Source organism: Mesorhizobium sp. WSM4829, from assembly GCF_055811475.1.
Window position 1 is genome coordinate 83,701 of sequence record NZ_JBVVQJ010000014.1, and the last position, 21,219, is coordinate 104,919.

The 21,219-nt window shown below is 65.7% G+C and carries 7 protein-coding genes; 2 read left to right on the forward strand and 5 right to left on the reverse strand.

Annotated elements, in window-relative coordinates:
* Positions 1–46: 46 nt before the first annotated feature.
* The 5 genes from cysW to AC0L17_RS15910 all read right to left on the reverse strand — a co-directional run bounded on the left by cysW (position 47) and on the right by AC0L17_RS15910 (position 10,888).
* Positions 47–931: a sulfate ABC transporter permease subunit CysW gene (gene cysW / locus AC0L17_RS15890; RefSeq protein ID WP_023798668.1), complete on the reverse strand. Its 885-nt coding sequence runs from the start codon at positions 929–931 to the stop codon at positions 47–49.
* On the reverse strand, positions 924–1,775 hold the full coding sequence (gene cysT / locus AC0L17_RS15895) for a sulfate ABC transporter permease subunit CysT (protein WP_095493088.1): 852 nt from the start codon (positions 1,773–1,775) through the stop codon (positions 924–926). The genes cysW and cysT overlap by 8 nt, the downstream gene beginning before the upstream one ends.
* Positions 1,776–1,807: 32 nt before the next feature.
* Positions 1,808–2,836: a sulfate ABC transporter substrate-binding protein gene (locus tag AC0L17_RS15900; RefSeq protein ID WP_473516510.1), complete on the reverse strand. Its 1,029-nt coding sequence runs from the start codon at positions 2,834–2,836 to the stop codon at positions 1,808–1,810.
* A 272-nt stretch (positions 2,837–3,108) separates the two neighbouring features.
* Positions 3,109–5,214, reverse strand: a complete 2,106-nt coding sequence (gene pbpC / locus AC0L17_RS15905) for a penicillin-binding protein 1C (protein ID WP_473516511.1) — start codon at positions 5,212–5,214, stop codon at positions 3,109–3,111.
* 193 nt (positions 5,215–5,407) lie between these two features.
* Positions 5,408–10,888, reverse strand: a complete 5,481-nt coding sequence (locus AC0L17_RS15910) for an alpha-2-macroglobulin family protein (RefSeq protein ID WP_473516512.1) — start codon at positions 10,886–10,888, stop codon at positions 5,408–5,410.
* Positions 10,889–11,213: 325 nt separating this feature from the next.
* Here AC0L17_RS15910 and AC0L17_RS15915 point away from each other — a divergent pair, with 325 nt between their 5' ends.
* Positions 11,214–13,142, forward strand: coding sequence for an autotransporter assembly complex protein TamA (locus AC0L17_RS15915; protein ID WP_473516513.1), 1,929 nt, complete (start codon positions 11,214–11,216; stop codon positions 13,140–13,142).
* On the forward strand, positions 13,142–21,058 hold the full coding sequence (locus AC0L17_RS15920; RefSeq protein WP_473516514.1) for a translocation/assembly module TamB domain-containing protein: 7,917 nt from the start codon (positions 13,142–13,144) through the stop codon (positions 21,056–21,058). Before AC0L17_RS15915 ends, AC0L17_RS15920 begins: the two co-directional genes overlap by 1 nt.
* Positions 21,059–21,219 lie beyond the last annotated feature (161 nt).

Below are 21,219 nucleotides of genomic sequence, written 5' to 3' on the forward strand. Positions count from 1 at the left end.
GCATGTCGTAATCCCAAAACCGCTGCACACTTTTGGGCAACATGCATTAGTGTCCGCGCGTCGCGGCGAGCTCGGCGCCGTAGCGCATCTCGAGAAGTGTTTTCAAGACCAGCGTGACCAGCGCCAGGCCCGCAAGCAGTGAAGCGACGGCGAAGGCGGCTGCGGCATTGTATTCGTTATAGAGGATTTCGACATGCAGCGGCATGGTGTTGGTCAGTCCGCGTATGTGGCCCGACACGACGGAGACCGCGCCGAACTCGCCCATGGCGCGGGCATTGCACAACAAGACGCCGTAGAGCAGCCCCCATTTGACGTTGGGCAGCGTCACGTACCAGAACGCCTGCCAGCCATTGGCGCCGAGCGACAGCGCCGCCTCCTCGTCGCCATTGCCCTGTTCCTGCATCAAGGGGATCAGTTCGCGGGCGACGAACGGGAAGGTGACGAAGATGGTGGCCAGCACGATGCCCGGCACGGCAAACAGGATGACGATGCCATGCGCCTTCAGCCAGGCGCCGAACAGGCCTTGCGCGCCGAACAACAGCACATAGACCAGGCCGGAAATGACCGGCGATACCGAAAACGGCAGGTCGATCAGCGTGGTCAGGAAGGCCTTGCCCTTGAACTCGAACTTGGCGATCGCCCAGGCGGCGGAGACGCCGAAGACGATGTTGAGCGGCACCGAGATCGCCGCCACCAGCAGCGTCAGGTGGATCGCCGAACGCGTGTCGGGATTGGTCAGCGCCTCGGTATAGGCACCGATGCCCTTTGCGAAGGCTTCATTGAAGACGACGATCAGCGGCAACAGCAGGAAAATGCCGAGGAAGGCAAAGGTCACGATCATCAGCACGGCTTTCGCCGGGCGGCTTTCGGTCACTGCCGCCGATTGGCTTTCGTGGTGCGGTGCGTAGGATTTTATCTCCGGATCAGCCATAGCGCTTGCGGCTCCACGTCTGCACCAGATTGATGACCAGCAGCATCACGAACGACAAAGCGAGCATGATCGCCGCGATCGCGGTCGCCGCCGCATAATTGTATTCCTCCAGCCGGATGACGATCAGAAGCGGCGCGATCTCGGATTTGTAGGGCAGGTTGCCGGCGATGAAGATGACGGAGCCGTACTCGCCGACGCCGCGCGCGAAAGCCAGCGCAAAACCGGTGACGATGGCCGGCGCCAGGCCCGGAAGCAGAACCCGGGCGATGGTCTGGAAGCGATTGGCGCCGAGCGTGGCGGCCACTTCCTCGACCTCCTTGTCGATCTCCTCCATGATCGGCTGGACGGTGCGCACGACAAAGGGCAGGCCGATGAAGATCAGCGCTATGACGATGCCGAGCGGCGTATAGGCGACCTTGATGCCGAGCGGCGCCAGCAGGCTGCCGAGCCAGCCATTCGGCGCGTAGAGCGTGGTCAGCGCGATGCCGGCCACCGCCGTCGGCAATGCGAAGGGCAGGTCGACCATGGCATCGACGATGCGGCGGCCCGGAAAGCTGTAGCGCACCAGCACCCAGGCGACGATCGTGCCGAAGACGACATTGACCATGGCGGCAATGAAGGCGGTGCCAAAACTGATTTCAAGCGCATTGATGGTGCGGCGGTCGGTGGCGATCGCCCAAAAATCGGCCCAGCCAAGCGCGGCCGATCGCCAGATCAGCCCTGACAGGGGAATGAGGATGATGAGCGTGAGGTAGGCAAGCGAGAAGCCGAGCGTCAATCCGAAACCCGGAATGACGCTCGGCTGTCTGAACCGCCACCCCGCCTTGGCGGGTGCTGTGGTCATGTCGTCCTGATCTAGAGTCTAGCTAACTGGGTCTACTGGGCCGGCTTGTAGATCTGGTCGAATATACCACCGTCGCCAAAATGGTAAGGCTGTGCTTTCTTCCAACCGCCAAAAAGCGGATCGTCGATGGTGATCAGCTTGATCTCAGGCAGTTTCGCGAGGTCCTCGGCCGGCACCAGTTCTGGTTTCGACGGACGATAGTGGTGCTTGGCGATCAGCGTCTGGCCTTCCTTGGAGTAGAGGTAGCTCAGATAGGCTTCGGCGACTTTTCGCGTGCCCTTGGCATCGACATTGGCGTCGACCACGGCGACCGGCGGCTCGGCCAGGATCGAGGTCGGCGGGTAGACGATATCGAAGTTGTCGGCGCCGAATTCGTCGAGCGCCAGATAGGCCTCGTTTTCCCAGGCCAGCAGCACGTCGCCGAGCCCCTTTTGCGCGAAGGTTACAGTTGCGCCGCGCGCGCCGGTGTCGAGCACCGGAACATGCGCGTAGAGATTGCCGACGAATTCCTTGGTCTTGGCCTCGTCACCACCATCCTTGGCGTTGGCATAGGCCCAGGCGGCGAGATAGTTCCAGCGTGCGCCGCCCGAAGTCTTGGGGTTCGGCGTGATTACCTGGACGTCGTCCTTGACCAGATCGCCCCAGTCCTTGATGCCTTTCGGATTGCCCTTGCGGACGAGGAAGATGATGGTCGAGGTGTAGGGCGCCGAATTGTTCTCGAACTTGGTCCGCCAGTCGGGATTGATTTTCTTCGATTTCTCGACGATGGCGTTGATGTCGCCTTCGAGCGCCAGCGTCACCACGTCGGCGTCGAGGCCGTCGATCACGGCACGGGCCTGTGCGCCCGAGCCGCCATGCGATTGCTGGACGGTTACCGTCTCGCCGGTCCCGGCCTGCCAGTGGGCGGCGAAGGCCTCGTCGAATTGCTTGTAAAGCTCACGCGTCGGGTCATACGACACGTTGAGGATGGTGGTATCGGCAAACGCGAAACCGAGCGTGCCGAACTGGACAGATGTGGCGACCAGTGCGCCGAGCAGTTTCCTGAAATGAGGATTGGTCATTTCCGCCTCCGTTGAGATCACCTCAATCTATTGAATTGGTAGAAATTAGATGCAATCAATGTTGCTTTTTTCGGCCTTGTGAAGCAATTTTTCGCCGGCTTTCGGCGTCACGAAGAAATTCATTCCACGCAACACTGCAGTGCCGAATCCGGGCACATGAAGCAATCTATCTAGAGACAGGTCGCGCCTCGGCAATGGCCTGAGGAGTCGAGCGTGTCCTGCTTACTCGCCGACCTAATGGAAAGCCAATTCCCTGAATCGCTTGGCGCATTCTATTCAACGAACACTTTCACGCTGGCCGCACGCCCGGCCGCGTCGATCACGGTCAGGGTCGAATAGCCGGCGCCGTCCGGCTGCCAGGTCGCGGTGCGCCGCCGGTCGATGCCGACCAGCGGCTTGCCATTGGCCAGCCAGCGGAACGGGGCGCGGCCGCCTTGCAGCTTCAGCACCAGTGGCATGGCGTTGGCGGTGGTGGCGGCGAGATCGACGTGGGCGCCGTCGGGCGGAAAGATGATCGTCGGCGCGGGCTCGGTCGGCGTCGCCTGGACTAGGCCGTCGGCGCCAGAACCGAAGCGCGCCAATGTCACCGGCAGATCGTCGCGCCTGGATCTGGTGACGCCGGCCGGCTGGCCTGGCAGCGGCACGGCAGCCAGGCCGGAGCGGACAAAGCCCTCGAACAGGATCGGTGCGGCCGAGACATAGCCGGACAGGCCGGGCACCGCGCCGGCGTCGGGGCGGCCGACCCAGACGCCCAGCACATAGCGCCCGTCGAAGCCGACCGACCAGGCATCGCGGTAGCCGTAGGAGGTGCCGGTCTTGTAGGCGATGCCGCGCCGGGCGGCGCCCTCGGGCGGCTTGACGCCCGACAATATGTCGGTGATCTGCCAGTTCGCCTGATCGTTGAGGATGGTAGCGGTCGAGCGCTCGGCATTCGCCGGCTCGGTGCCGTCATGCAGCGTGTGTCCCTTGCCGCCATTGGCGAGCCCGGCATAGAGCTGGACGAGGTCGCGCAGCGTCACGCCGACGCCGCCAAGGCCGATGGCGAGACCCGGCGCCTTGTTGACGGGCAGGATCGGCGTGACGCCGGCCTTCCGGAAGCGCGCGAGCAGCCGCGCCGGCCCGACCGCGTCGAGAACACTGATCGCCGGCACGTTGAGCGACAGCTGCAGCGCCTGCCTGATGCTGACGTCGCCCTGATAGCCCATGTCGAAATTCTTCGGCCGATAGCCGGAGAAATCCGTCGGCCTGTCGTCGATCAGCGTTTCCTGCGCCACCAATCCCTGCTCGAAGGCGAGCCCGTAAATGAACGGTTTTAGCGTCGAACCGGGCGAGCGGACGATCCTGGTCATGTCGATCCAGCCGGAGCGGCTGGCGTCGAAATAGTCGGCGGAGCCGACTTCGCCGAGGATGTCGCCGGTGCGGGCGTCGGCTAGCACCATGGCGACGGACAGGCGAGGGCCGAGCCTGGCGGCGGCATCCCTGGCCACCTGTTCCAGCCCTTCCTGGACACTCTTGCGGATCGTCAGCCGCAGCTTCTGGCCGGGGACGGCCCGGGGCAGCACTGCATAAGCGGCATGGGCGGCGAGTGCCGGCAGCGGACGGCGGCTGGTGGGAACATCGTCGAGCGCGGCACGTGCGGCCTCGCGCTCGCCGAGCAGGCCTGATGCGACCATGCGCGTCAGCACCCGGTCGCGGGCGGCTTGGGCGATTGCCAGGTTGCGGTCGGGCCGGCGCTTTTCCGGCAGTTGCGGCAGCGCGACGAGCAGCGCCGCCTCCGAGACGTCCAGCCGCTTCGGCTCCTTGCCGAAATAGGCCAGCGAGGCGGCGCGCACGCCTTCGAGATTGCCGCCATAGGGCGCCAGCGTCAGATAGCGTTCGAGGATCTCGCGCTTGCTGAGCCGCCGCTCGATCTGCAGGGCGCGCAGCAGCTGCTTGAGCTTGGAGCCGAGGCTGCGGCTGTCGCGCGGTTCGGTCAGCCGGGCGAGCTGCATCGACAGCGTCGAGCCGCCGGAGACGATACGGCCATTGGTCGCGAACTGGCCGGCGGCGCGGGCCAGCGCCAGCACGTCGACGCCTTCATGATCCCAGAAGCGCTTGTCCTCGTAAGTCACCAGCATGTCGACGAACTGTCTGTCGACCTGATCGAGGCGGGTGGCGAGCCGCCAATAGCCGTCCGGCGTGGCAAAGGACCGCAACAGCTGGCCGTCGCGGTCCTGGACTTCGGTCGATACCGTCAGCGCCGCCGGCAGCGGCGGCGGAAAGGCGCGGTCGAGCTGCCAAAGGGTGGCGGCGGCGATTGCTGCGAAGCCGGAGAGGGAGGCGGCGGCGATGGCTGAACGGTGCAGGAATTTTTTGGAGAGCACGGCGCTGCCCCTCATCCGCCTGCCGGCACCTTCTCCCCGTATAGTGACGGGGAGAAGGGGGCTGTCACGGCCCACAGCGGCTTTTCTGCAGCGTTCGAGTTTGGCGAAAATTTCGGCGCAGGCCTCTTTCTCCCCGTCACGATACGGGGAGAAATGCCCGGCAGGGCAATGAGGGGCAGCGCCATCGCCATGGTTCGCCATCTTTGCCTTACGGCGCCTTGACCTCCATCATGCCGGTCGCGGTGCGGGCCGAATATTGCGGCCGGTACATGTCCTCGACGGTTGCCGCCGGATGGGCATAGGTGCCCGGCGTCACCGCACGCACGACATAGGCGAGCGTGATGTTGCGGTCGCCTTCGCCGTCGTTCGGATTGAAAGCGGCGACGAAACGGTCGTCGCGGAATTCGAGATGGGCGGCGTCGGTCTGGGCCAGCCAGGAGAAATTCGACAATTGGGCGCTGGAAACCAGACCCGGATTGTCGATCTCGAAGCCGGCCGGCAGCAGATCGGTGATCACCAGCCGCGACGGCCATTTGTTCTGCTCAAAGACATTGAGCACGACGACATAGCGTTCGTTCTGGGTCGCCTGCGTGACATTGGCTTCGGTGCCGTCGAGCTTGTAGTAGGTGCGGCCGATGGTGAAGCCGTCGCCGCTGGCCGGCAGCGGCTGGATTGGCGAGGCCACCGTGGTGACGACCGCCTGCAACGGGTTGCTGCCGGTGTTGGCGACGGTCAGCGGACTGTCGGCAATGTCGCTGCCGGCGATCTGGTCCGAATAGGCGCCGGCATGCGGCGCGCCATTGATGGTCAGCGCGATCGCATCATTGCCGGCCTTTAGGGCACGCGCCGCCAGCAGCATCCAGGACTCGTCCTGCGTGCTGGTCCATCTGACGGCGGCGCGTTCCTGCGTCACCCGCTTGATCAGTACCGGCACGATCGTCGGCACCGGCTTGGATTCGGCGGCAAGCGCCAGCATCGCCGCGCCGTCACGCAGCGGCGAGCCATAATCGGACCTGTAGTAGTCGTATGCCGAGGTCGAATTGGCCAGTTGCAGGGCGGCCTGGAAGGTGGCTTCCGAGCGTTGCGTGTCGCCATAGAGCGCCAGGCCCGCCGCCAATTGGGCGACGGCCATCGGGCTGGTAAAGGCTTCGAGCTGGGTGTCGGCATAGTAGCGCAGATCGCCGATCGAGGCCTTCTTGTTGCGGGCCAGCACGTAGAGCGCATAGGCGATCTCGCTGCCGCGATCCTTGACGTCCTGGTCGTAGCCGATCGCGTTTTGCAGATTGCTCAGCGCCTGGTTCATCGCCAGCGCCGGCACGTCGTATTTCTGCTCGCGCGCCCGGGTCAGGAAGTCGGTGACATAGGCGTCGAGCCACAAATCGCCGGAGCCCGGAGCCCACAGGCCGAAGCTGCCGGCCGAGGCCTGGTAGCTCAGCACCTTGTAGATAGCGTCCTGGATGCGGCCGTGCAGGTCGGCGTCGCTGGCCATGCCGGCGCCCGACGCCATCTCGTTGACATAGAGCAGCGGCATGGCCCGGCTGGTGGTCTGCTCGGCGCAGCCATAGGGGTAGCGGTCGAGCGTCATCAGCAGCGAGGGCACGTCGAAGGCCGCCGCCTGTGAAACGCCGACGCTGACCGAAGCACCGTCGAGCAGGCTTGCCGCCAAGAGCTCCTTGTCAACGCGCAGCGAGCCGCCTTTGCCCTTGAGGTCGACCACCATACGGGTGGTCACCGGCAATTGCGCCGGCCGCACCGGAACATAGAGCGTCTGCTCGACAGCGGTGCCGTCGGCATGGGCGAGCTTGATGGTGATCGAGGCGTTGCCCGGCGTTTCAGCGATCAGCGGCACGGTCAGCGTCTGCCGCTTGCCCTTGGCCAGCGTCAGCTTTTCGGGCAGGGCGGCATCGCCGGTCGAAAGATCGCCTGACGTGCTTATAGACAGCGCATAGTCGCCCTCCGGACCGTCGGCGTCGGTGACATCGAGCCGCATGACGGCCGAATCGCCGGGCGCCAGGAAGCGCGGCAGGCCGGCGGTGATCACCACCGGATCGCGCACGATCACGTCGGATTGGGCATGGCCGACCCCGTCCTCGGTCCAGGCGACGGCCATGACGCGCACGGTGCCGTTGAACTGCGGGATGTCGAAGTCGACCCGCGCCTTGCCGTCGGCGTCGAGCTGGACCGGACCGGAGAAGAAGGCGACCAGCTTTTCGGTCGGCGGGCTGCCTTGCGACTGGATGTTGGCGCCGTCGCCGCCGCTGCGCAGCTTGCCGGTCGTGCCCAGCGAGCCGTCGATCAGGCGGCCGTAGAGGTCGCGTACTTCAAGGCCGAGCATGCGCTGGCCGAAGAACCAGGTCTCCGGATCCGGCACCTTGTAGTTGGTCAGGTTGAGGATGCCGACATCGACGGCCGCGACCATGACATAGGCGTTGGCGCTCGGCTGCACGCCGGCCACCGAAATCGGGATCGACAGCTGCTGGCGCGGCATGGTCCTGTCCGGCGGCGCCAGGCTGACGGCGAGTTTTTTCGAGCCCGGATCGACCTTCAGCCATTTGACGCCGATGGCGCGCGCCGGCATGCGGGTTTCCTGCGCATCACCCGGCCTGAACAGCGTCGCCGTCACATAGGCGCCGGCGCCCCAGTCGTCGCCGACCGGGATGTCGATGGTGCTGCCGCCGGCCGGCACGCTGGCGGTGACGATCTTCAAGAGCTTGTCGGCGCCGATGGTGACGAGCAGCTCGCCGGCAAAATGCGGCGACACTTTGAGCTTGGCCACTTCGCCGGCCGCATAGCTGTCCTTGTCGAGGGCGATTTCGAGGCCGTCGGGCGTTTCGGTGGTGGTGGAGCTGACATACCAGCCGGCGTCGAACTCGTAGCTGGTCGCCGGGCCCTCCGGGTCAGACGTCTCGATCTCGAGCCGGTAGCGGCCCCAGTCGACCGGCAGCGAGACGGTGGCCTCGCCGTCGGCGGTCAGGTCGACCTGGCCGCTGGCCACCGACTTGGTGAAGGTGACCGGCTCATAATTCCAGGAATTGCTGGAGCGGTACCATTGGTAATTGCGTTCGACCTTGACCAGCGACCATTGCGCGCCCTGCAGCGCCACGCGCTTGCCGTCGGGGTCGACGGCAACCAGGCTGAACTTCGCCGTGCCGCCTTGCGGCACCTCGTCGCCGTCGAAATCCGGGCGGATGCCGATCATCTGGCCCTGCGGCCGGATGGCGATGTTGAGCGAGCGTTCGACGGCGCGGCCGCCGGTCTCGCGCATCCTGACCGTAACCTTGGCGTCGACCAGCCTGGTGGTCGAGGGCAATTGGTCGACGGAAACCGGGAAGGTCGCCTTGCCGTCGTCGCCGACCACCGGCAGGCCGGTGAACGGGGTGACCGACGGTTCCGCCGACTGCTCGTCGGCGAGGCCGAAGGAATAGCCCTTGAAGCGGTCCCAGGCGCGGGTGGTCGACAGCGTCAGTTCGCCTTCGAGCGCCAGCCCGGCGGCCGGCGCGCCATAAAGGAAGCGGCCGTCGACGGTAACGTTGGCGGTGTCGCCCTGCGCGATCTCCTGCTTGTCGGAGGACAGGTCGAACTCGATGCGATCCGGCACGAAATCCTCGACCAAAAACATCTGGCTGGCGACCGCCGCCTGCTTGGGGTCGGTGTGGATCGCCACCGTCCAGGTGCCGCGCATGGCGTTGGGTTCGAGAGGCAGGTCGACGGCATGGCCGCCGGCCGATGCGCCGTCGCTGACGATGCGGCGGTTCTCGACGCCGTCGGGACGGGTGAAGATGAAGGTCAGCGGCAGGTTCTCGACCGCCTTGGCGGCGCTGTCGCGGGCAAGTGCTGCGACATGGACGTCCTCGCCGGCGCGGTAGATGCCGCGTTCGGTCCAGGCATAGACGTCGAGCGCGCCCGGCGCCGGACGCCCGGTGACGCCGCGATCGGAAAGATCGAAGCCGGCGCGGCCCATGTCGAGGAAGACGAAGTCACTGTCACCCTGCTTGGCTGTCAGCACGGCCGGCACCATGCCGCCGTCGCCGCGCGTCAGTCCGGGGTTGAAGACGGCGCGGCCTTCGGCGTCCGTGGTCGCGGTGCCGAGGATCTCGTTGTTCCTGGCCAGCAGCGTCAGTTCAGCACCTGATATCGGCTTGGCGGTTGCGAGCGAACGGGCAAAGACGTTCAGCCCGTCCTGCCCGGTATAGGTCGACAGGCCGATATCGGAGACGACGAACCATTGCGTGGCGCGCGAATCATAGTCGTCGTCGTTCTCGTCGACCGGTTGCGCGGTCAGCACATAGACGCCGGGCTTGCGCTGCGGCAGCGCTTCGTCGACCGGGAAGGAGGTGGTGACTTCCTTGTTCAGGTCGTTGGCGATGTCGAGCTGGCCCTGCCAAACCGGCTCGCCCATCTGATCGGAAATGTTGGAGATGTCGTAGCCGTCAAGCTGGCGCAGGAACTGGTAGCCGGACAGAAGCTGGGTCAGCGAGCGGTCGCCAATGCGATAAAGCTTCATTTCGGCGGCGCTCATGTTGACGGTGACGACCGGGATGCCGCGGCGCGCGCCGGCCGGCAGCACGAAGCTGTCGCCGGTGAAACGGGCGGACGGGGCGCGGTCCTGCACATAGATCGACAGCACCACAGGGGTGGAGATCACCTCGCCGATGGCGGCCGGCAGGCCGGGACGGAAGGTCACGTCGTAATGCTGGCCGTGCTCGAGCCCCTCGACGCAGATCTGCTTGTCCTTGGCCTCGACGCCCTTGGGGGCGGCGTTGTCGACGGTGACGAATTGCGCGTAGTCGACGCCGGTCTTGACCAGGTCTTCGGAAAACTGCGCGCAGATGCGTGGCGCGCTGGTGTCGGCGTCGACCGTGTGATCGACGACGCGGAAGCCTTTGCGCGCCTTGAGGTCCTGATAGGCGGCTGTGACCCAGGGCGAACTGACCAGGGCGAGGCTCGCTTCGTAGGCCTGCAGCGCCGGCCGAGCGAGGTCGCGGCGATCGAGCCCGTCGCCAAGCAGTGCCAGCGCTTCGGCGCGGGTTTTTGTGGTGCGCAGCAATTTGTAGGCGTTGAAGCCGGCGGAGGTGGCGTTCGCCGGCAGGGTCGACGCCTCGGCGCTGTTGGCGGCCGGCTGCACGGCAAGTGTTTCCCGCGCCAGTTCAAGCCAGAGTTGGCCATCGTCGGGCGATACCGAAACCAAAGCCTCGTATTTTTGAACGGCCAAACGGTGGTCGCCGGCCTGCGACGCTTGCCTTGCCGCCTCCCGCAGCGCCGTCAGCCCTTCGGTGGGCTTGGTGTAGGCCGGGCCGGTGAGCCTGTTGCGGTATTGCTGGGCCTGGTCGGCCATCCAGGCGGGGAAGAAGGCGAGCGCCGGCGGCGCGCCGATGTCGGGGTCGCCTTCGACGTTGACGACCTTGCCGGCGACGGCGCCCTTGAAGGGCTTCAGCGTGTTATAATCGGATTTGAGAAAACACCATTTGGCCTTGGGGTTGTAGGTGAAGGCGCGGCAGGCGGGATCACCGAGACATGTCGTCGTGCACTGATCGAGGCTGACGTTCTGGTCGGATCTGAGATCGAAGCCGAAATAATCGGAATTGTCCGATGTCACCACCCGGCGCGCTTCGGCCGCTTGCGCGACACTGCCCCAGGCGAAAAAGAGAAGAAAAAGAATCGACAGACCACGAGCCGCGCGCATTGCCATGACACCCCTCCGGACACTGCTTACGTTACGTCCACGTTACGTCCAGACATGTTCAAGCTTCGGTCCAGCTTGTCAACACAAGGACGCGGCAGGTTCCCGCCTGCCAACGGTTTCCTTTCCGGCCCCAACCGTTTCCTTTCCGGCGGATGACCGGTAGTACCTCCACAGGACGGGGATCACGCTTTCTTGCGGCGACGCAGAAGGTGTGAATTCCAAGCCCTGTCCATTTAAGACAGTTGGATTGTGGCAATTGGATTGTGGCCCGTTTACGAGCAATTCAGAACTTCATTCCAATTTTAGCTTTGGCCGCTAGTGTAGAGTTGTAATGTCGGCGTATGAAAGGCAGATGTCGGGAGGAACCGCGCCACGGCGCGTGTTTTCGCTCGCCTTGCTTTCCGCCTTGCTATGCTCGACTGCACTGGTTGGCGCGAGCGGAAATGCGGCCGCTTTCGAGATCTTCGGCATCAAGCTGTGGGGATCGTCGGAGGATGAAGATGCCGACATCGTCGATCCGCTGCGCTATGCGGTGACCATCGAGGCGCCCGACGCCGACGAGGATCTCGCCGAAAAACTCGAAAACGCCTCGGCGCTGAAGGACGACGAAGAACGTCCGGTCTCCGGTTCGCTCGGCCTGCTGGCCAAGGCGCGTGCCGACCGCGATCAGCTTGTCGCCGCCCTTTATGCGGACGCCCGCTACGAGGGCGTCGTCACCATTACCATCGAAGGCAAGCCGCTCGACGATTTGCCGCCCGACGCCGAATTCTCGGGTCCGCAGCCGATTCCGGTGGTGATCAACATTGCGGCCGGGCCGAAGTTCACGCTTGGCGACATCAGCCTGGAGGGCGACGCGGCGGGGCTGTCGGGCGCCGATTTCGGCCTGATCGCCGGCGGCGATGCCGGGTCCGGTGCCGTGCTCAAGGCCGAGGCGTCGATCGTGCGGGCGCTCAAGGAGGACGGCAGGCCGCTGGCCAAGGTGACCGCCCGCGAGATCGTTGCCGATCACGCCACCTCGACGCTCGACGTGGCGCTGACCGTGGCCGCCGGGCCGGTTGCCGGCTATGGCGACACCACGGTCGAAGGCACCGAAAAGGTCGACCGCGATTTCACCGAATACATGACCGGCCTGAAGCGCGGCCGCCAATATTCGCCGGAAGAGGTCGACGAGGCGCGCGACCGGCTGCTCGGGCTGGAAGTCTTCAACAGCGTGACGCTGAAGGAGGCCGACGGTCTCGACGCCGACGGCAACATCCCGATCGGCGTCGAAGTCAGCGAGCGCAAGCCGCGCTATTTCGGCCTTGGCGGCACCTTCTCCAACACCGAGGGGCTCGGCCTCGAAGGCTATTGGGGTCACCGCAATCTGTTCGGCCGTGCCGAAAAACTGCGCATCGAGGGCGAAATCAGCGGCATCGGCAGCAACGAGCTGACCGAGCTCAACTACAATGCCGGCATCATGTTCGAAAAGCCGGGCGTGGTCGGGCCGGCGTCCAAATTCTTCGCCAACGTCAACACCGTGCTGGAGCATCCCGACGCCTACGACCGTTTCTCGGTCAAGGGCAGCACCGGCCTGTCTTATGACCTCGACAGGCGGCAGACGGTTTCGGCGGAGGTCGCGCTCGACTATTCGAAGATCACCGATTCCTTCGGCAAGCACACTTTTCTGATCGCCAGCATTCCGCTGCGCTATGTCTTTGACAACCGCGACAACCGGCTCAACCCGACGACCGGATTCAGGGCGCTGGCCTATGCCGAGCCGAGCTACGACATTTTGAACGGAGCCGCCTTCGTCAAGCTGAGGGGCGAAGGATCGGCCTATCAGGCGCTCGACGCGGCCTCGAAGTTCGTCCTGGCCGAACGCGTCGCCATCGGCTCGATCATCGGCGCCGGCCTTCAGGATGTTCCGGCCGACCGGCGCTTCTATTCCGGCGGCGGCGGCTCGGTGCGCGGTTATGCCTATCAGGGCATCGGTCCGAAGGACGCCGGCGGAGAGCCGATCGGCGGGCTGTCCTTCTTCGAGACCTCGATCGAGATGCGCATCGCCATCACCGACACGATCGGCGTCGTGCCGTTCGTCGATGCCGGCACCGTCTCGACCGATCAATTCCCGGATTTTTCCAGCATGAAGGTCGGCGCCGGCGTCGGCTTGCGCTATATTACGCCGTTCGGACCGCTGCGCATCGACGCGGCGGTGCCGCTCAACCCGGATCCCGACGACCCGGATTTCGGCATCTATGCCGGCATCGGCCAGGCGTTTTGATGACAATGTTCAAGCGCATCCTTCGCATTGCCCTTTACACGCTGCTCGTCCTTGTGGCGGCGGTGGTCGGTGCGCTCGTCGTGCTCACCAAGACCGAGCGCGGCCGCGCCAATCTCGCCGGCATCATCTCGACCGCGGCGTCGAGCGATGACCAGAAGGTCACGGTCAGCGGCATCGACGGCATCTGGTCCGGCGCCCTGACGGTCGACCATGTGGTGCTGGAGGATCGCCAGGGCGCCTGGCTGGTGGCGCGCAAGGTGGCGGTCGACTGGTCGCCGCTGGCGCTTCTGTCGAAGAACTTCAGCGCCGGCCGCGTCGCCGCCCATCGCATCGAACTGGCGCGGCTGCCGGTGGCCGGCACGCAGCCGAGCCAAGGTGGCGCCACCACGCTGCCGGTGTCGCTCGACGTCAAGCAGATCGACCTGCCGGAAATCGCGCTCGGGCAGGCGCTGGCCGGCAGCGGTATCGCCGAGCTCGCCGCCAAGGGATCGTTCAAGGCCGACGCGGCGCCATTGGCGCTCGAAACCAGCCTCAACATCACCCGCCGCGACGGCAGGCAAGGCAAGGTCGACGCCACCATCCATTTCGCGCCCGCCGACAACAAGCTGGACCTCGATCTGAAGGCATCGGAGCCGGCCGGCGGCATCATCGCCAATCTGCTCAAATTGCCCGATGCGCCGCCGGTCAACATGGTCGTCACCGGCACCGGGCCGGTCGCCAACTGGAGCGGCATCGGTACCTTCGTCGTCGACGGCCAGATCGTCACCCAGCTCACCGGTCGCCACCAGGTCACCGACAAGGGCAACTATGTCGAGGCCAAGGGCGACGGCGACTTCCAGCGCTTCTTGCCCGACAATCTGAAATCCTTGTTCGCCGGCAAGACCAGCTTCGACCTCGCCGGAACCGCGATCGTGACAGGCGGCGTCGAGGTTGAGCGCGCCAGCATCGACAGCGATGCCGTGCATGGCACCGCCGCGGGCAGCATCGACCCCAACGGTGCCAGCGACCTTTCGGCGGAAATCGCCGCCAAGGGTCCACCAATCGTGCTCAGCCTCGGCGCCGCGGCGCAGCCGGTGACGGTGGCGATCACCGGCGCCACGGCCCGCGCGTTCGGCGGCGGCAAGGCGCCGATAATCGACATCGGCGCGTCCCTGGTCTCGGTGGTGGCGGGGGGCACCCGGGTGGACGATCTGGTGGCCGAAATCCATTCCGACGGCTTCGACATCCAGGACCGCAGCGGACCGGTCACCATCAAGCTTATCGCCGGCGGCCTGAACACCGACGTGGCGACGCTGGCGCCGCTGGTGACCGGCAGGGTCACCGCGGACCTCGCCGGGTCGGTCAGCAAGGACGAGATCGTCGTCGATCAAGGCACGCTGCGCAGCGATGCGCTCAATGCCTCGGTGACATCCAGGGTGACGCTGGCCGATCTGGCGATGACGCTCAAGATGAATGCCGATGCCGTCTCGACTGCGCTGCCGCCGCAGATCCGCCCGATTCTCGGCGAGCGCGTGACATTCTCGGCGACCGCGACCCGCGACCCGCAAGGCTTGTTTGCCGCCAATGCGCTGCAACTCAATTCGGGCTCGCTCAGCGCCAGCGGCACCGCCAGCGCGACGGGCACCGACATTCAGGCCGACATCAGGGGTACGCTCGGCGATGTTTCGGTGCTGTCGCCGATGGTCGGCGTAGCGGTCGGCGGGGCCATTGATTTCGCGCTGACGGCGAGCGGCGCGCGCACAGCGCCGGATTTCTCGGTCTCGGCCGACAGCGACAGCCTGACCGCGTCGGGCCATACGGTCACGGCGATCAAGCTGACAGCGACGGGCAAGGCCGACATCGTCAATCCGGCTGCCGATGTCGCACTGACAGGGTCCGTCGACGACCAGCCGCTCGATCTCAGGGCATCTTTGGTGACGCGCGACGGAACGCGTTCCGTCAACGGGCTTAGCCTGTCGCTGGCCGACAACAAGGTCTCGGGCGATCTCGTGCTCGACGACAGCTTGCTGCCGCTCGGCACGCTGACCCTCGAAGCGCCCGATATCGGCCCGCTGGCCGCGCTTGCCGGGCAGACGGCGGCCGGCGACGTGCAGGGCAGCATCCGCCTCTCGAATGATGGTGGCGCGCCGTCGGTAGGCGTCGATATGACGAGCGGGTCTATTTCCCGCGGCGATCTGGCGGCGAAGACCATCGCCGTCAATGCGCTGGTCGCCAACTTTCTCAAGGCGCCGGCGATCTCCGGCACGATCAAGGCCGATACGGTCACATCAGGCGCCACCGTGATCAGCGGCATCGGTGTCGATTTGAAGCGCGACGGCGACTGGACCGGGTTTTCCGGCGGCGCCACCGTCGCCGGCATTCCGGCCACGGCCGAAGGCAGGGTGAAGATCGCCGACGGCACGACAAGCGTCGAGATCGCTTCCGGCGACGCGACCATTCGCGGCATCAAGGCGGCGATCGCGCAGCCGTCGACCCTGAGCATCGCCAATGGCAACGCCAGCATCGAGAAGCTGATGCTCGATGTCGGCGGCGGATCGGTGACAGTGTCCGGCACCGCCGGCCAGACGCTCGATCTCGCGGCAGAGTTTTCCGGGCTGCCGGCCGCCCTGGCCAATGATTTTTCACCCGGCCTCGACGCCGCGGGCACGCTCGGTGGAACGGCGCAAGTGACGGGACCGTCGGCAGGCCCTGACATTCGTTTCGATGCGCAGCTCAACGACGCCGAGACCAGCCAGACCCGCCAGGCGGGGCTTGGGCCGCTCAACCTCGATGCGGCAGGCAGCTTCTCCTCCGCCGGCGGCGTCGCCATCGACCGCGCGACGCTTTCAGGAGACAAGATTTCCGGCAAGGCTGCCGGCACCATCAATCCGAACGGCGCCAGCGATTTTTCGCTCGACCTGGCCTCGACCGGCCCGAGCCTGCCGCTGGCGCTTGGCAGCACCGAAAGCCCGATCAAGCTCGAGTTGCAGGCGCTGTCGGTGGAGGTCGCGGGGCAGGGCACGCAATCGACGCTGAATATCTCCGCGACACTGCCGTCGGTCGCCACCAACCTCGCCAAGGCCGAAGGCATCGCGCTTGCGCTCCATTCCGACGCCTTCGATCTGAAGGGCCGAACAGGGCCGATCTCCGGCACGGTGACGGCGGACAAAATCGGCCTGGACAATCCGACCATCGCGCCGCTGCTCGCCGGAAAGATTACTGCCAAGGTCGCCGGCGATCTCGCTACCGATACCATCGTCATCGACAGCGGCTCGGTAACGAGCGAGGTACTGGACAGCGGCTTTAATGGAAGGGTCTCCCTGGCCGATGGCGCCATCGATCTCAACCTCAGGGCGGTTGCGGCTTCCGCGGCACTGCCGGCGGCAGTGCGCGGTGTGCTCGCCGAGCGGACGCAGCTCAGCGCGGCACTGAAGCGCGACGCCAACGGCAATGTTATCGCCAACGCCATCAGGCTGGTATCAGGTGCATTCAGCGCCGACGGGCAGGCCAGCCTAGCCGACAACAAGGTCAGCGCCGACGTCAAGGGCGCGCTCGCCGACATCTCGCTTCTGTCCGGGGATGCCAAGGGCGCCATTACCTTCGCGCTGAACGCGCAAGGCGCCAGCACCGCGCCCGACCTGTCGCTGACGGTCAACAGCGACCGGCTTTCGGTGGCGGCGCGAGAAATCACCCGGCTAAAGCTCACCGCGACGGGGAAGGGCGACGTCGCTAGCCCGGCGGCCGATATCTCGCTCACCGGATCCGTCAATGACGAGCCACTCGATTTCAAGGCGTCGCTGGTAACGCGCCAGGGAAAGCGGTCCATAAACGGACTAAGCCTGTCACTGGGCGACAACAAAGTTTCGGGCGACCTTGCTCTCGACGATCGATTCCTGCCGCTCGGCACGGTTGCGCTGGATCTACCCGATATCAGTCCGCTCGCAGCCCTGGCGCTGGAAAAAGCTGACGGCGACGTGCGTGGCACGATCGTCTTCTCGAAGACCGACAATGCGCCTCATGTCGCCATCAAGGCGACCACAGATTCAATTTCGCGCGGCGATCTTTCGGCAAAGACGGTCACCATTGATGCGCTGATTGCCAACTATGTCGCCGCACCGGCGATCTCCGGTAAAATCCGTGCCGACAGCGTCACCTCCGGCGGCACCGTGATCAGCGGCATCGATGTCGATTTGAAGCGCGACGGCGACTGGACCGGGTTTTCCGGCGGCGCCACCGTCGCCGGCATTCCGGCCACCGCAGAAGGCAGGGTGAAGATCGCGGACGGCACGACAAGCGTCGAAATCGCCTCCGGCGACGCGACCATTCGCGGCATCAAGGCGGCGATCGCGCAGCCGTCGACCCTGAGCATCGCCAATGGCAACGCCAGCATCGAGAAGCTGATGCTCGATGTCGGCGGCGGATCGGTGACAGTGTCCGGCACCGCCGGCCAGACGCTCGATCTCGCGGCAGAGTTTTCCGGGCTGCCGGCCGCCCTGGCCAATGATTTTTCACCCGGCCTCGACGCCGCGGGCACGCTCGGTGGAACGGCGCAAGTGACGGGACCGTCGGCAGGCCCTGACATTCGTTTCGATGCGCAGCTCAACGACGCCGAGACCAGCCAGACCCGCCAGGCGGGGCTTGGGCCGCTCAACCTCGATGCGGCAGGCAGCTTCTCCTCCGCCGGCGGCGTCGCCATCGACCGCGCGACGCTTTCAGGAGACAAAATTACCGGCAAGGCTGCCGGCACCATCAATCCGAACGGCGCCAGCGATTTTTCGCTCGACCTGGCCTCGGCCGGCCCGAGCCTGCCGCTGACGCTCGGCAGCACCGAGAGCCCGATCAAGCTCGAGCTGCAGGCGCTTTCGGTAAAGGCTGCAGGGCAGGGCACGCAGCCGAAGCTCGACATTTCCGCTGTTCTGCCTTCGGTCGCGACGAAATTCAGCGATGTCGAGGGGCTCACGCTGGCATTGCACTCGGACGCTTTCGACGTGAAGAGCCGGACGGGGCCGGTCTCCGGCACGGTGACGGCAAACAAGATTGGCCTGGACAATCCGACCATAGCGCCGCTGATCGCCGGCAAGATCACGGCACAAGTCGCCGGCAGCCTGGCGACCGACGGCATTGTCATCGACAGCGGGTCGGTGACGAGCGACGCGCTGAACAGCGGCTTCAATGGAAGGATCTCGCTGGCCGACGGCGCCATCGACCTCAACCTCAAGACCGACGCCGTTTCCGCGGCGCTGCCGGCGGCAGCGCGCGGCGTGCTCGCGCAGCGGACGGAACTCAGTGCCGCGCTGAAGCGCGACGCCAATGGCAATGTCACCGCCGATGCGATCAGGCTGGTATCCGGCGCGCTGACCGCCGACGGGCAGGCCAGCCTTGCCGACAACAAGCTCACCGTCGACATCAAGGGCGCGCTGGCCGACATCTCGCTTCTGTCAGGGGACGCCAACGGCGCCATCACCTTTGCGCTGAACGCGCAAGGCGCCAGCACCGCGCCCGACCTGTCGCTGACGGTCAACAGCGAGCGGCTTTCGGTTGCCGAACGCGAGATCACCGGGTTGAGCCTCACCGCCACCGGCAAGGCCGATGCCGCCAACCCGGCGGCCAATGTCCAACTGACCGGAAACGTCGCGGGCCAGCCCCTGCAAGGCAGCGCCGTGCTGGCGACGTCAGACGGCAAGCGCGCCATCGACGGGCTTTTGCTGTCGCTCGGCAAGAACCGGATATCAGGCGACCTGGCGCTTGACGAGGCGTTCGTGCCCGAAGGCACCGTGGCGCTCGACCTGCCTGACATCGGACCGCTGGCAGCGCTTGCGCTGGAAAAGGCGGAAGGCGACATCCGCGGCACGATCGTCTTCTCGAAGGCCGGCAATGCGCCTGGCGTCACCGTCAAGGCTTCGACGGCTTCGATTACACGCGGCGATGTTTCGGCGAAGACGGTGACCATCGATGCATCGATCGCCAATTATCTCGCGGCACCGGTGATCTCCGGAAAAATCCGTGCCGACAGCGTCACCTCCGGCGGCACCGTCATTCGCGGCATCGATGTCGATCTGACCCGCGACGGCGACTGGACCGGCTTTTCCGGCGGCGCCACCGTCAAGGACATTCCGGCCAAGGCGGCCGGCCGCGCCAGGGTCGCCAATGGCACGACGACGGTTGAGCTCGCCTCCGGCCAGGCGACCATGCGCGGCATCAAAGCGGCGATCGCCCAGACCTCGACCATCACCATCGCCAACGGCACCACCAGCCTGGACAGGCTCGCACTCAACCTCGGCGGCGGCACGGCGACGGTTTCGGGCAAGGTCGGGGAGGCGCTCAATCTCAACGCGACGCTGGCGCGGGTGCCGATGTCGCTCGCCAACAGTTTCTCGCCCGGCCTCGATGCCGCCGGCACGATCTCGGGCACGGTGAAGGTGACGGGCGCGCCGGCCAATCCGGCCGTCGCCTTCAAGGTCGACGCCGCAGGCGTCCAGACGTCGCAGACCCGCGGCGCCGGTTTCGGCGGCATGGGCGTTTCGTCCTCCGGCACGTTTTCCGGCAACCGACTGACCTTCGAGGCCAACATGAGCGATGCCGCCGGTCTCGGCCTCAAGGGCGGCGGCACGATGACGACATCAGGCACGCCGACGCTTGATCTCGACTTTTCCGGCAAGGTGCCGTTCGCCTTCCTGACCCGGACACTGGCCGCACAAGGCCTGTCGTTGAGCGGCACGGCCGACGTCAATCTGAAGGTGCGCGGCCCGGCGACGGCGCCGGTGATCACAGGCACGGTCCGCACGTCGGGTGCCCGCCTGATCGATGCACGCTCGGGACTTGCGATCAACGATATCACCGCCGATGTGGCGATCGGCGGTGGCGTCGCCAGGATAAACCGCCTGACCGGCAATTTGTCGACGCGCGGCAGCCTGTCGGCCAGCGGCACGGTCGGCATCAATCCGGCGCAAGGCTTTCCGGCCGACCTGTCGGTCAAGCTCGTCGACGGCCGCTACACCGACGGCAGGGTGGTCACCGCCAATCTCGGCGGCGACCTGACCATCAAGGGGCCACTCGCATCGGCGCCGGTGATCTCGGGCACGATCAACCTGGCCAAGACCGTCATCACCGTTCCCGAAAAGCTGCCGGGCTCGCTGGCGGCGCTCAACGTCAGGCACAAGAACGCACCGGCCGCCGTGCGCGCGCAGGACAAGGCGTTGCGCCCGGCGACGGCGAGTAGCAGCAGCAGTGGCGGCGGCCTCAACCTCGATGTCACGGTCAACGCGCCCAGCCAGATCTTCATCCAGGGCAGGGGCGTCGATGCCGAGCTTGGCGGTTCGCTGCGGCTGACCGGCCCGGCATCGTCGCCGCAAGCGGTCGGCACCTTTGACTTGCAGCGCGGTCGGCTGTCGATCCTGGCCAAGCGGCTGACCTTCACCGAAGGCACGGTCGGCTTTTCGGGGTCGCTGGTGCCTTATCTCAATCTCACGGCGACATCGACGACGAGCAGCACCACCGTCACCATCGTGGTTTCGGGCGAGGCGACCAATCCGAAATTCAACTTCTCGTCGGTGCCGGCGCTGCCGGAGGACGAGGTCCTGGCGCAACTGATTTTTGGCCGCTCGATGTCGAACCTGTCGCCGCTGCAGATCGCCCAGCTTGCCGAAGCCGCCGCGCAACTGGCCGGCATCGGCGGCTCGACCTCGCTGCTCCAGAACCTGCGCAGCGCCATCGGCGTCGACGATCTCGACGTCGTCACCGACGAGGAGGGCGGCACCGCGGTCTCGGCCGGCAAATATCTCAACGACCGCACCTATGTGACGATCCAGAAGGGCGACAAGCCGGGTTCGGGCAAGGCGGCGATCGATCTCGACGTCGGCCGCGGCGTCAAATTGCGCGGCGAAGCCACCGATGCCGGCGAAGCCAAGGGTGGCATTTTCTACGAACGCGAGTACTGAAGCCGGCCTGCGCGAAATGGTCCGGCAATCCGACAGCCCTCGTCGCCATATCGGCACTCATCCGGATCGGCCGGCGCGGTGCAAAGCTTCGCGCATGACCGCGAGAATCGAAATCGATTTCGGCGCAAAATCAAACTGCTACAGCGTCCGTTGCGCGGCCA

Bases quoted from the DNA above. Each gene is read 5' to 3' on its own strand.
- AC0L17_RS15900 (WP_473516510.1), bottom strand. From the start codon at position 2,836: ATGACCAATCCTCATTTCAGGAAACTGCTCGGCGCACTGGTCGCCACA.
- pbpC (WP_473516511.1), bottom strand. From the start codon at position 5,214: ATGAGGGGCAGCGCCGTGCTCTCCAAAAAATTCCTGCACCGTTCAGCC.
- cysT (WP_095493088.1), bottom strand. From the start codon at position 1,775: ATGACCACAGCACCCGCCAAGGCGGGGTGGCGGTTCAGACAGCCGAGC.
- AC0L17_RS15920 (WP_473516514.1), top strand. From the start codon at position 13,142: ATGACAATGTTCAAGCGCATCCTTCGCATTGCCCTTTACACGCTGCTC.
- cysW (WP_023798668.1), bottom strand. From the start codon at position 931: ATGGCTGATCCGGAGATAAAATCCTACGCACCGCACCACGAAAGCCAA.
- AC0L17_RS15915 (WP_473516513.1), top strand. From the start codon at position 11,214: ATGTCGGCGTATGAAAGGCAGATGTCGGGAGGAACCGCGCCACGGCGC.
- AC0L17_RS15910 (WP_473516512.1), bottom strand. From the start codon at position 10,888: ATGGCAATGCGCGCGGCTCGTGGTCTGTCGATTCTTTTTCTTCTCTTT.